Here is a 12,935-nt window from a genome sequence, read left to right on the forward strand (position 1 = left end):
TAATTGTGTAAATACATATAATTATCAGATGATTGAATGATTGCACACCTTCATAGCCCCTAATAATTCGTCACTATGCTTTAATCTTAAAGTATATGAGGAGAGTGGTTGTATCTTCTATAGATAATTATTTATTTAGCGCTGCCTCTTTGTTGCGCGAATTTTTCTAATTATTGAAAATAATTAAGGTGTAATGCTATCAACAAATATACGAAGGCATTCAGGTGCACGTGATGCGGCCGTTAAAGCCCTAACCATTGTGTTATTTGGATTAAAATTAATAGATTTTTTTTCCGAAAAATATTTTGGTTTTTTGTTGCAACGATCTTCTTTTAATTGCGTTAAGAATGCGATGAAAAATGCATAAATAAATTTCCCTCGCCATCTTGTAGAGGGATCAAGTTTATCGAATTCGTCCGCTGTATCATGCAGCTTTTCAATCTCGAAATCATCAGGTAAACCAATAAGCTTGGCAATATCACTTTCAGTGTACTTTATTTCAATACCATCCAGGGAAACTGTAACATATTTCTTTAGGCTGTTTTCTATAGAGTTTGTTTTAATATTCTTCTTGCGACAATAATGGATTGCACGGTTAACTAATTCCATAGCTTTGTAAAAATCAGACATTAGTTTTTTGAAGGTTAATATAATTTCTTGTTTAGCGGAGTCATCATCAATGCATCTGAATTCGCCAGATAATATTTGTTCAAGGGCATCTTCGGTTACAAGGAGATTTTCAATCGAGTATGTAGGGGTTATATATAAATCTTGGCCGACAGTGTGCCCTTTTGCGTCGTCAAAATCACGATCAACAATATAATATGTTTTGTGTTTTTTTTCGGATAAATTTCGGTTCAAATACAGGCGGAGCTCTAAAACCTTATCTTTACCATTGCAGACGAAGGGCTTCCATTGAAGACACGGTTTGATTTGTTTAATAACAGTTTGATAGAAAATTGGATCATCATCACCTTCCATGGCAATAACAACACTATCAGGATGATTTGACCTTAAGATGTTATATCTTTGTAAGGCTACAACGCCTTTCCCCAAAGACTCTCGCATACGCTCTGTAATATCCTTTTGAGCGCCTAAAGCCCCATTCTCTTGTATATTATTCATTAGCTTTGCTGGCGATTGGTAATCTTTAGTGGGCCAGCAAACCTATCGAGTTCATTGTCAAATACGAACGGAGAGTGTGTTATTGCTATAAGTTGGTCACAACTTGGGGAAAGTAGAATATCGCGTAGAAAGCGCTGCTGCCAATCCATCGAAAGTGAAAGTTCAGGTTCATCAATAAGAACAATAAATCTTTTATCATTATTTAAATACAAGCGTGCAAAAATACTAACAATTTGTTTTTCGCCTGATGATAAAGCATTAAGTGGTAAAGTCGTGCCTGTAAAACGATTTTCAACCCTAGTTGAAACATTCTCCTTATTAAAAACGAAGCTTTTTTCATCAAAGTCATTTTCCCAATATGAATTAATAATACTAACAAAATCTTCAATGGCTTTTTCTTGTTCTTTGCCTGTCGCATAGACCTCTAATAATTGCGTTAAAAAACTTCTTAGGTAACCATGTTGTTTTTCGCTTATTTTGCCGCTTTCAATTAAGTCAGTTATTCGGTTTTCGGCACTACCACCCGATTTACCTAAGCGAGCTAATACAACCTTTAATTCTTCAATATTAAACTGTGATGCTTCTTGTTCTGGGATATTTGGACCGCCAAGCAATTCTTCTAAAGTTCTACCACCAATTCGTGTGTAAGCTTCAAATGTTGTACGTTTAATTGTATTGGCGATGTCGCGTAATTTATTTTCTACATCCTCAAGACCAAAGTATATAAGCTGATCTCCTGACCATGAACTGTTAGACTTTTTACTTCTATAGCGTGATGGAAGAGAGTGTCGTTTTTGCCGTGATGTAGTTTTCTTTAAATGGCTGGGCATTTCTGCTTAAATACGGCGGTAAGTTGGTAAATATAGTACTGTTGCACCGTTCAATCCGCTTTCGACATATTCTAAAATTTTTACTGAAGTGTTCGATTTGTTTGAATTTTCACTAATAAGGTTTCTGCAAATATGTAAAATATCATCGTGATCATACGGGGTTGAACGATAAATGCTTTGAACCCAGTCGGAACCAATGAAGTCATCTTCTTGATCAAAGCTTAGACTAGTCAGTGCTTCTAAGCATGACGCGTCAAGATCGTGATCTTCCATGAAATGCCCTAACTCACTATGTGCGATTTCAATGATATTATCAGGAAGCCTTGACAATTCATTTTTTGAAATGGTCAACTCGCTTTGACCATGAAATTTAAGTGAGAAACGGTCAAATTGAGTTTTGCTTAAAAGTGAATGTTTGTTTGCTAAGATGCCGTACAGTGCGTTTAAAAGGGTAGTTTTACCTGACCCATTTTCAGCAGAAACAATTTTTGCATTCGCTTCACACGTAAGTTCAATCGTCTTATAGCCGTTTACATTTTCCAGCCGAAAATAATCTATTATTGGATTAACTGATTGAATCTGAACATTTTGATGAGTGTTATCATCTATGTATTGTTCGTTTGTAGTCATCTTTTTACCTTCCAATGCTCTTGCATAGTAAACCCTAACTGGAAACTAGCACATTATGTCGATTTAACTATCATCTGCAATGGTTGATGTTTTATTGTTAAAGACACATTAAGAAGTTTAACTCTCATTGGGCTTAAAGATTAAAAGCCTAATGATTTAACTGCTAAGTCGCGTTTTTCCTGTATCTTCACTGTAATAGCTTTAGGGTGGATACGCTTAATCGCATCTGTTGTCACAATAGCTTGTTTCAAGATAAAGTCGTTTTGCACCTCATCTACATGAAAATAATTTGGTTTACCTTCTGCTTTATACAGTTTTCTGCATACCCAAATAGTTAGCAGCCCCTAATATGTTCTGATTATCGGTAATGTTTAGAAATGTACAGGGGTGCTTGGAAACATGATGTTCAAATGATAAAAATTGTATTATCTATTTGTTATATAATAAATTAATATAATATTTGGCCTTTTAAAACCTTCGGTGACTTTAAGTGATCTAGCGTTAGTATAACAATATTTGATGGGAGGGTCGCCCACCACTTTCTTAAACCTTCGAATTAAACTTCATAAACCGCGATTGGTGTGCCCATAACATCCATATCTGGGATGATGCCTAGCCCTGCATCTGTTGGGGCTGTTGCACCGCCATTTGTAATAGGTGCATGAAACTGTGCTGTCGTTTGGGATACCATTGAACGTGTGTCCAATGCGCAGCGCAGTATGTTGCGTGGCGTTGCTTGGGCTAGGTGCAAGATGGCGGCAAAGGATATGTCTGATCCTGTTGTGTCTTGGATAGATGCCACCAAACCTGCTGCGTGGCAGAGATGCATTTGGCGCAGGCTTGGGGTTAGGCCGCCTTGTTTGGTTATTTTTACCCCAACACCATCGCAGGTGTTTTGTGAAATAGCTTGGATGATATCGGCATCGTTTTGGATGAGTTCGTCCATTAACAGCGGTATTTTGCAACGTGCGCGCAAGGATTGTGTTTCAACCCAACTGGGGCAAGGAGCTTCTAAAACGAAATCCAAACCGTCGGGCAATAGTGCAAGCATGCGCAAAGCATGTTCTACTGTAAGTCCGTTGTTTGCATCAGCCAAAAACCATTCCCCAGATTGCCTGTCTGCCAAACAGGCTTGGATACGTTCGGCATCCAGCATAGGACCGCCATCAGCCTCTGATGCACCAATCTTAATCGAATGCCCCATAAATCCTTTTGCACGGTGTGCCGCAACATTCGCGCGCATGGCCTCTGGTGTATCGCCGCCAATTGATGAGATCATTTGAACAGGGGTATCAATACGCCCCCCGAGTAGGTCACAAACTGGCATATTGGCGGCTTTGCCAAAAATATCCCAACAGGCAATATCTATACCCGCTTTGGCATGGTTATGCCCCAACAAAGCACCGTCCATAGCATCATAAACGCGGGTTGTTTGGCGTGGGTCCATACCAAGTACCGCTGGTGCAATATCATCTATACCCGCACGCCCGCCTTTGGCATGTGCTGCAATATATGTTCCTCCAAAGGGGGTGCTTTCGCCCCAGCCATCAAGACCTGTATCTGTGATCACTCGGGTAAACGTGGCATCAAAACTGGTGTATTCACGCCCGCCTGATAATCGGTAGACGCCGCCAGAGTAGGGTAAGTCTGCTTGGTAAACCTCTATGCGTTTGATTTTCATGGGCAGACCACGATATTGCCCGTGTGCTTTTTGTCTATGAAGATTTGTTGTGCTTCACGCAGTTCCGACAACGGATATTGCGCGGCCAACATCGGTTTGATTTCGCCGCGTTCAATATAGCTTACAAGGTCGGTGAAAATATGTGGCAAGATTACAGTTGATCCTGTGAATGTCAGGTCCTTTAGGTAGAATGTACGCAAATCAAGGCTGACAATTGGTCCCGCGATTGCGCCAGAACAAGTATAGCGTCCACCACGGACCAAAACATCAAGCAGTGTTCCGAAATAATCGCCACCTACGATGTCGGCGACAACACTCACGGTGCTTGATCCTGTTGCTTCCTTTAAGGTTTTCGCAAGGTTTTCTGGGCTGCGCGGTAGTATTGCATCGGGCGCTAGTTTGGCAACTTCATCATGTTTGGCTTCTGATGCCATAGCAATTACATATGCGCCACGACGTTTAGCCAATTGGATCAAAGCAGAGCCAACACCGCCTGATGCGCCTGTGATCAAGACGCGGTCGCCTTTGCCAACATTTGCGCGACTTAACATGCCCTCTGCGGTGGAGTAAGAGCAGGAAAATGTTGCCAGTTCTGCATCTGTCATCGTGCTTTTGATCGGATACACATTGCGTTCATCGATTGTGGTGTATTGGGCGAAACCGCCATCACGTTCTGATCCAAAATACCCAGTGCTATCTTTGTTTTCAGGGTCATTCCAATCGCGTAGCCAGCAATCTGTGATGACCCGTTTCCCGATCAGGCTGGTATCTGCATCTGGCCCCACAGCCACGACATGACCACAAACATCTGCGCCCTGAATGCGTGGAAATGTCAGGGGGGCGCCACCCCAACTTGGGTCTTCTTCGCCGACATCTGTGTAAGCATCGCCTGTTGTGGCTTCGTCCACTGCTTTAGAATACCAACCAGATCGTGTGTTCACATCAGTATTGTTCATTCCGCAGGCGGCGACTTTGATCAGAACCTCTTTGCCTGTTGGTGTCGGTGTGGGCCAATCTGTTTTAAATTCCAATGCATCCATATCGCCGTGGCGCATTAAAACAAAAGCATTCATTGTGTTTGGGATATCAGACATAGGGGCGGCCTTTGGGTTCAGAGTTGTTTTATATGTTGCAGCATGATTTTCCAAAGCGGTAAAGGCCAGTGTTTTTCATCTGTGTCTGAATAATTTTCACTTGTACGGCGTAATGTGCCGTATAGGGTCTGTGAAAAGATGTAAGAGACAACAAAAATTAAAAGGATAAATCATGGCTGACACATTTGACGAAGACCTGTTTTTGAAGGGATTGGAACAACGTAAAGCAACCTTGGGTGCGGAATATGTTACGAATAATTTAGCTGCAGCTGATGATTTTACGCGTCCTTTCCAAGAAGCGATGACTGCATGGTGTTGGGGTTTTGGGTGGGGCGATGATGTCATTGACGCCAAGACGCGCTCTATGATGAACTTGTCCATGCTTGGTGCTTTGGGCAAAATGCACGAATGGGAACTTCATTGTCGTGGTGCGATCAATAATGGTGTGAGCAAAGAAGAAATTCGCGCGATCATTCATGTGGTTGGCATTTACTGCGGTGTGCCACAATCGCTTGAATGTTTCAGAGCTGCAAAAAAGGTTTTTGAAGAACGTAGTATGTAGCCCTAAATCTACGACTGTCTCATAGCTGAGACAATTTTGATGGCTATTATTGGTGCAAACTGTGGACGATGTGCTGCTGTAATCGTATCTATAAACCAACAAGTTTATAGGACAGTATTATGGCACAGCTTAAGAAATCATCAGCACAAATGGTGGCTGATGCGCGCGACCGTATCGAAGAAATTGAAACCAAAGATGCCATTACTATGGTCGATGATCCAAATGTGGTGATCGTGGACATTCGTGATGTGCGTGAACGCCAACGCTCGGGGTATATCCCCGGCAGCTTTCATTGTACGCGCGGTATGATCGAATTCTGGGTCGATCCCGACAGCCCGTATTTCAAAGAGGTCTTTGGTGAGGACAAGAAATTTGTCCTGCATTGCGCCTCTGGTTGGCGATCTGCACTGACGGCTGCAACTCTGCAAGATATGGGGTTTGAAGCAGCACATCTGAAAGAAGGATTTTCAACGTGGGAGGCCAAAGGCGGCCCTGTTGAATGTTCAGAAAAGAAATAAGGAGTGAACCCATGTCAAACACTTCTCCTTTGATTTCAGCAGATGAATTGAACGACCTATTGGGGCGTTCCGATGTTAAAGTATTCGATGTGCGTGGCACATGGAGTGGCACAGTTGAAGATGCCGAAAATGCTTATAACAAAGGCCATATTCATGGGGCTGTATTTTTGGATTGGAAAACACATTTTATGGAGCCTGATTTGGCGCCAAATATTGCGCCTGTGGCATCACAAGAAAATGCGACTGCTGCATTTGCAGCATTAGGTATTAACCCTGACGATTTGGTTGTTCTCTATGATGATTACCACCATATGATGGCGGGTCGTATTTGGTGGGCGATGCAATATCGTGGGTTTACCAATGTAAAAATCTTGAACGGTGGCTGGACACATTGGCAGCAAAAGTCTTTTGCCAGTTCAACGGATGTGCCTGTGCCAAGTAAAGGTACCTTTGTTGCGTCGGAAAACAGTGATTTGATCATCAGCTTGGAAGATGTGATCGCAACCAAAGACGCATCCAACCTTGTCGATGCAAGGGGGCCTGTTGGATATATTGGTGATCCTGATGATCCGAAAACGGGGCATATTCCGGGCGCTGTAAACCTGTCATTCCGCGAAGTACTGGATGAGGCATCTGTATTGTTCAAATCGGACGCTGATATTGCCGACGTCTTTAACACGCAGCTTTCAGATTTTGACGATAAGCCTTTAATCACATCCTGTGGTTCTGGCTATGCGGCAACAATCCTTTTGATTGCCCTCAAGCAAATCGGTATCACGGCACCTTTGTTCGACGGGTCGTTTGCGGTTTGGAAACAGGACGATACGCGCCCGATTGAGCAGGGCGCATAGCGGTTTAGGCGTTTAGGGCATCCATGCAACGCGATAATGATGTTGCTTGGATTGCACTGTAATGGTCAAACTCATTCAGCACTGTTGTTCCAAGAGCATCTTCAAACTGATCTTGGCTGGAAACGGTTTTAATCGTTTCGGCTGCTTTATCTCCCAAATTAGATTGGAAAATACCTGCGGCACTGACGGGCAAGAAATCTTCGTAAACCACGGGGTCAAATGTGATACTGCCGTCATTGATGAGTTCCGTAACAGATGACCCATTGGTCTTTGCACCGTGAGCAAGGCTGAATTGGAAATAGGCCAGTTCTTGATCCAACATCATACGCCAATCGTCAGGAAAGGCTTCAAATCCTTTGGATAAAGCGGCCATATAAGCATCCGCATTTGATCCATCCGCTGTGGGTGTGATTGTTGCGCGCACATCTGCCAATATTTGATCATAAAGTGCACGTCCCTTAGGTGTTAATGCAATGCCGCGTTGTTCTATTTCCCCAAATCGCGCCGTGTGGCTACGTGGTGTCATACTGCCATCTTTATTTGGAAAGTTCACATCTTCCTCTAACGCTTTAAAGCTGGTTTGACGCAATAAGATTGGGCATCTGCGTGGGGGCGGACCTTCGATCACAGCTTTAGCTGAAATGCCATGTTCGGGCATCGCATCTTGGGATGCATCAATATCCAACGTGCGCGGTGTCAGATGATTGATATGGGGGCCGTGGAATGACACCACATCAGCAATCAAACGATGGGCATCATGCAGTTTTTCATAGGTTTCGAAACTGACAAGTGCATCAGAATGCCAACGGAATGTTTCCAAAACCTCTGTTACAAACTCATCAGCCTCGGTTTGTGTAAAGCCACCATTGGCTTCCGCAATATCAACCAAAGCAATCGCGCGATCCGTGAATATTTGACGTTTGGCAAGAACAGCAGAGGCTTCATCACGCAGCTTTGCATCGTTGATCAGTTCCAACCGCAAAAGTGATGTGAAAACACGGAATGGATTGGCACTAAGTGCATCATGCGTTGTGGGGCGGAACGCTGTGGAATGCACTGGAATACCCGCAACACCAAGATCATAATACCCAACTGGAAACATGCCCATAATTGCAAAGACGCGTCTCATCATATTCAACTCTGTGGCCGTGCCCAAACGAATGGCACCGTGGCGCTCATCGGATATGCGATCCAATTCATTATTGCCTTCTAAACTCTCTTTCAAAGCGGGATCTTCAGATAAAACACGCTCATTTGTTTCTGCAACAATGGTTTGTAATGCGCCATAGGCGGGTACTTCGGTTTGATACATCTGTGACATTGCAGATGAAAACGCAGCACGGATTGTATCGGAATGCACAAAAGGAGGTTTTGTCATGGTTTTACTCTTAGATTTTTTGCCATTTTGATGATCGGCTGAATGAAGGCAAGGCGATTTTTGCCCCTTGCATATAACGTGATGGTTGCTCTAGCGTTTGTCCAATCAAATAGATGAATAGGTATGATAAAAATGGCTGATCGAAAGCGCATTGGAATTTTTGGATTAGGCTCTATGGGGTATGGTATGGCGCAATCTTTGCTGCGCGCAGGTCATGTGGTTGCGGGGTTTGATATTAATGCGGATGCGGTTGGGCGCTTCCAAGCCGAAGGTGGTTTGCAAGGAGTTCAACAGGATATCTTACCGACCTTAGATATTGTTATTCTTGTTGTTTTGAATGCGGATCAAACCCGCGATGTATTGTTCGGAGAGAATGGAATTTCTGAAGTCTTGCCAACGGGTGCAAGTGTGATTGCTTGTGCAACTGTTGCACCTGATTTTGCAAAAGATATGGAGGCGCGTTCCAGTGCAGTTGGCTTGCATTATTTAGATGCGCCAATTTCAGGTGGCTCTGTAAAAGCGGCATCAGGTGATTTATCGATCATGGCCTCTGGAAAGAAGGCTGCTTTTGATGCAGCACGTCCTGCGTTGGATGCAATGGCAGAAACAGTATTTGAATTGGGTGATGCTGCAGGTGCTGGCTCTGCGATGAAAGCCGTTAATCAAATGCTGGCAGGTGTGCATATTGCTGCTATGGCCGAAGCGGTGACTTTTGGTATGACCCAAGGCGTTGATCCAGCCAAAACGGTAGAAGTCATCACACAATGTGCTGGTAATTCATGGATGTTTGAAAATCGCGCACCCCATATTGTGGCTGCGGATTACACGCCGCGATCATCGGTAAATATATGGCCCAAGGATTTGGGGATTGTTTTGGATGTTGCAAAAGATGCGAGTTTTTCAGCTCCTTTAACTGCAGCAGCCTTACAACAATTTGTGGCTGCGGCTGGATCAGGGCTAGGCTTAGAGGATGATGCAGCCGTTGCAAAGATCTATGCCCGCAATGCAGGTGTGACGTTACCAGGAGAGGGTAAATGACACAGTTTTCAGCAAACCTTGGATTCCTTTTCACAGAATTAAGTCTGCCAGACGCTATTCGTGCAGCAGCCAGAGTAGGGTTCGATGCCGTAGAATGCCATTGGCCCTATGATGTGTTTGCGCAGGATGTACGTGCTGCGTTGGATGAAACTGGATTACCAATGTTGGGATTGAACACTGTGCGCGGCAATGCTGGCGAAAATGGTTTGTCTGCGTTGGTGGGGCGCGAAAATGAAGCGCGTGCTGCCATCGATCAAGCCGTTGATTATGCCGCTGCGATTGGCGCGTTGAATATTCATGTGATGGCAGGGTTTTCCAGTGGTGTGGATGCGCATGATTGTTTCGTGACAAATCTAGAATATGCCTGTGAAAAATCGGCGCAGCATGGGATTACCATTCTGATCGAACCGCTTAATCATCATGATGCCCCTGACTATTTTTTGCAGACTTCTGCACAGGCGCAAGAGATCATCGAAGCGGTGAGCGCTGATAATATCAAACTGATGTTTGATTGCTATCATTTACAGATCATGGAGGGGGATTTGACACGCCGTTTGCAAAAACTGATGCCTATCATAGGACATATACAATTTGCTTCTGTGCCTGAACGGTCTGAACCTGATCAGGGCGAAGTGAATTATACGCATATTTTCCAGACACTTAGTGCGCTGGGATACACAGCACCTTTGGGTGCGGAATATAAACCGAAAACCACGACAATTGATGGTTTGAAATGGATGGAAACGTTATGATCACAAGACGTAAGTTATTGGCAACGGCTGCCATTTTGACGGCAGCAAACGCCAGTACGGTATTGGCGCAAAATGCAGCGATTTTAAGTGGTCAGGATCGGTTTCATCCGATCGTGGCTGAAAATGGCATGGTGGCAGCTCAAGAAAAAGTAGCAGCACAGGTTGGTGTGGATATCCTAAAAGCGGGCGGCAATGCTGTGGACGCTAGCGTGGCCGTGGCTTTTGCTTTGGCAGTGACACTGCCAAGGGCGGGTAATCTGGGCGGCGGTGGCTTTATGATCGTTCATGACGCTGAAAAGGGTGACACACAGGCGATTGATTACCGCGAGATGGCGCCAAAAGCGGCTTTCAAAGATATGTATTTGGATGAAGCGGGCGAAGTGGTGAAAAACCGTTCGCGTTTTCATGGTTTGGCGATTGGTGTGCCGGGCACCGTGGCAGGCATGGCGTTGGCATTAGAACGCAATGGCTCGATGACGATGGCGCAGGTGGTAGCACCTGCAATTACACTGGCACGCGATGGGATTGTGGTGACGCAAAGCTTGTCGGATGGTTTGAAAAGCGCGCAAGAGCGATTGAAACGCTGGCCACAAACCGCAAAGGTTTTCTATAAACCTGATGGTGGGTTTTACGAGGTAGGGGATGTTTTTAAACAGCCTGATCTAGCGGCGACTTTGCAAAGTATTTCTGATCACGGCACTGATGGGTTTTACAAAGGTGATGTCGCCGAGAAGATCGCGGCAGGTGTGCAAGCTGCTGACGGTGTGATCACCACAGATGATATGGAGGCCTATAAATCTGTTGTGCGTGACACCAGCACAGGCACCTATCGCGGTTATGACATTCATTCGATGCCACCGCCCAGTTCGGGTGGGACGCATATCGTGCAGATATTGAATACGCTTGAGGGCTATCCGATTGGCAAGATGGGTCATAATTCGGCGACGACCATTCACTTGATGGCAGAAGCGATGAAACAGGCTTATGCGGATCGTGCGACCTATCTGGGCGATCCAGATTTTGTCGATGTGCCTGTGCAAGAATTGACAGATAAAGCCTATGCGAATGATATTCGTGCCAAGATCAATATGGGCAAAGCGCGACCTGCCGAACTGGTGAAGGCGAACGTTTTGACGCCGTATGAAAGTAACGAAACCACACATTTTTCAGTTATAGACCGTTTTGGGAATGCTGTTTCTAATACATATACGATAAATTTCTCATTTGGTTCTGGCATTGTGGCCGACGGCACTGGTGTGTTGATGAACAACGAAATGGATGATTTCTCGGCCAAGACGGGTGTTGCCAATGCTTATGGTTTGATTGGTGGGGATGCGAATGCTGTAGAGGCTGGCAAACGTCCGCTGTCATCGATGAGCCCGACGATTGTGATGAAAGATGGTAAGGTGTTTTTGGTCACAGGCAGCCCCGGTGGGTCGCGCATTATCACCACGACTTTGCAGATTTTGATGAATGTGATTGATCACGGTATGAACATCGCTGAGGCCACATATGCGCCGCGTATTCACCACCAATGGTTGCCAGATGAACTGCGTGTGGAAGAGGGTATCAGCGCGGATACCAAAGGGATTTTGCGTGCCAAAGGGCATGATGTGGTCGTGAAACGGACGATGGGGTCGACGCAATCGATTATGATTGATGGGGAGAGTGGTGTGTTATTGGGCGCGACTGATCCACGGAGGCCTGGGAGTTCGGTGGAGGGGTATTAAAGAGAGAATGGAAGATGTACAAAATAAACTTATTCAGAAATTTAAAAAATTTCATAATGTTGAAGTAAAAAAACTCAACCACGCGAAAGAATTGGTAATTCATAATTCTAATTTAACTATAATAACTACGTTACCAAATGATGCACTTGAATGGTTCGTGGAGGTATACGAAAATGAAAACTCTGTTGTGAGTGATTGGTATGATCATGAAGGCTATGACGATACACCTAGAAATAAGTTAAAATCTTCGATGTACTCTGACATAGATAGATTTCTATCAGCTATTGCTACTCATAATATTAGATTAATGAATGTTCTCCCAAAACCAGAAACAAAGTTTACATCTGTGCTTCGTATGATTGGTATAAATTATTCTCCTAAGGTTAAGAGAATTCTTGAACTTCAAGTTGATAACTCATGGCATCAAACGGTTCCATTCTGTTGGCATATTAAATGAACCTTTGAATTTACCGTTTGTTATGACATACTGATTACCCCGCTACTAACCGGTAGTGCGAGGGATAAAGTGTTACCTCTGCTATAGTAAAAAGGTGGCGCCACCGTGTTGGTTATAGCCGAACAAGGATGTTACTCCTTATACCTTATGAAACTGTTCAATTTAGGTGATCTTCATGCAACCTGCCAAAGTCGCTTAAGACCCGTAAACCATTTTTTGACGTCGAAGGTGTTATACACTGCCAAAGGTTTCTGGGTGGTTAGGGCAGCGTGCGCTGCCCTAGTCCGTA

The 12,935-nt window shown here is 44.3% G+C and carries 13 protein-coding genes; 7 read left to right on the forward strand and 6 right to left on the reverse strand.

Going from position 1 to position 12,935, the window contains the following annotated elements; genetic code table 11:
• Positions 1 to 183: 183 nt before the first annotated feature.
• The 5 genes from F9L33_RS01335 to F9L33_RS01355 all read right to left on the reverse strand — a co-directional run bounded on the left by F9L33_RS01335 (position 184) and on the right by F9L33_RS01355 (position 5,360).
• Positions 184 to 1,125, reverse strand: a complete 942-nt coding sequence (locus tag F9L33_RS01335; protein WP_152140937.1) for a DUF4435 domain-containing protein — start codon at positions 1,123 to 1,125, stop codon at positions 184 to 186.
• Complete coding sequence (locus tag F9L33_RS01340; RefSeq protein WP_152140938.1) at positions 1,125 to 1,955, reverse strand: AAA family ATPase; 831 nt, start codon at positions 1,953 to 1,955, stop codon at positions 1,125 to 1,127. The genes F9L33_RS01335 and F9L33_RS01340 overlap by 1 nt, the downstream gene beginning before the upstream one ends.
• 6 nt (positions 1,956 to 1,961) lie before the next feature.
• Entirely contained in the window at positions 1,962 to 2,585 is a 624-nt protein-coding gene (locus tag F9L33_RS01345) for a hypothetical protein (RefSeq protein ID WP_152140939.1), read from the reverse strand.
• Between the two features lie 556 nt (positions 2,586 to 3,141).
• Positions 3,142 to 4,266: a mandelate racemase/muconate lactonizing enzyme family protein gene (locus F9L33_RS01350; RefSeq protein WP_152140940.1), complete on the reverse strand. Its 1,125-nt coding sequence runs from the start codon at positions 4,264 to 4,266 to the stop codon at positions 3,142 to 3,144.
• Entirely contained in the window at positions 4,263 to 5,360 is a 1,098-nt protein-coding gene (locus F9L33_RS01355) for an alcohol dehydrogenase family protein (RefSeq protein ID WP_226803886.1), read from the reverse strand. The genes F9L33_RS01350 and F9L33_RS01355 overlap by 4 nt, the downstream gene beginning before the upstream one ends.
• 172 nt (positions 5,361 to 5,532) lie before the next feature.
• Here F9L33_RS01355 and F9L33_RS01360 point away from each other — a divergent pair, with 172 nt between their 5' ends.
• The 3 genes from F9L33_RS01360 (at position 5,533) to F9L33_RS01370 (ending at position 7,291) form a co-directional block, all read left to right on the forward strand.
• The gene (locus F9L33_RS01360) at positions 5,533 to 5,922 is read left to right on the forward strand and encodes a carboxymuconolactone decarboxylase family protein (RefSeq protein WP_152140941.1); all 390 of its coding nucleotides are present in this window, start codon (positions 5,533 to 5,535) and stop codon (positions 5,920 to 5,922) included.
• 119 nt (positions 5,923 to 6,041) lie between these two features.
• Entirely contained in the window at positions 6,042 to 6,440 is a 399-nt protein-coding gene (locus F9L33_RS01365) for a rhodanese-like domain-containing protein (RefSeq protein ID WP_152140942.1), read from the forward strand.
• An 11-nt stretch (positions 6,441 to 6,451) separates the two neighbouring features.
• Positions 6,452 to 7,291, forward strand: a complete 840-nt coding sequence (locus F9L33_RS01370) for a sulfurtransferase (protein WP_152140943.1) — start codon at positions 6,452 to 6,454, stop codon at positions 7,289 to 7,291.
• A gap of 4 nt (positions 7,292 to 7,295) precedes the next feature.
• On the opposite strand, the gene F9L33_RS01375 is transcribed toward F9L33_RS01370, so the two are convergent.
• Positions 7,296 to 8,669: a VOC family protein gene (locus F9L33_RS01375; protein ID WP_152140944.1), complete on the reverse strand. Its 1,374-nt coding sequence runs from the start codon at positions 8,667 to 8,669 to the stop codon at positions 7,296 to 7,298.
• Between the two features lie 132 nt (positions 8,670 to 8,801).
• Here F9L33_RS01375 and ltnD point away from each other — a divergent pair, with 132 nt between their 5' ends.
• The 4 genes from ltnD to F9L33_RS01395 are packed head-to-tail and all read left to right on the forward strand — an operon-like array spanning position 8,802 to position 12,646.
• Positions 8,802 to 9,707: an L-threonate dehydrogenase gene (gene ltnD, locus F9L33_RS01380; protein WP_152140945.1), complete on the forward strand. Its 906-nt coding sequence runs from the start codon at positions 8,802 to 8,804 to the stop codon at positions 9,705 to 9,707.
• Complete coding sequence (locus F9L33_RS01385) at positions 9,704 to 10,459, forward strand: hydroxypyruvate isomerase family protein (protein WP_152140946.1); 756 nt, start codon at positions 9,704 to 9,706, stop codon at positions 10,457 to 10,459. The genes ltnD and F9L33_RS01385 overlap by 4 nt, the downstream gene beginning before the upstream one ends.
• Entirely contained in the window at positions 10,456 to 12,189 is a 1,734-nt protein-coding gene (ggt, locus tag F9L33_RS01390; protein ID WP_152140947.1) for a gamma-glutamyltransferase, read from the forward strand. Before F9L33_RS01385 ends, ggt begins: the two co-directional genes overlap by 4 nt.
• A 7-nt stretch (positions 12,190 to 12,196) precedes the next feature.
• Positions 12,197 to 12,646 (forward strand): hypothetical protein, encoded by a 450-nt coding sequence (locus F9L33_RS01395; RefSeq protein ID WP_152140948.1) that lies wholly within the window; start codon positions 12,197 to 12,199, stop codon positions 12,644 to 12,646.
• Positions 12,647 to 12,935: the final 289 nt, after the last annotated feature.

This window comes from Amylibacter sp. SFDW26, assembly GCF_009184395.1.
Lineage (GTDB): Bacteria > Pseudomonadota > Alphaproteobacteria > Rhodobacterales > Rhodobacteraceae > Amylibacter.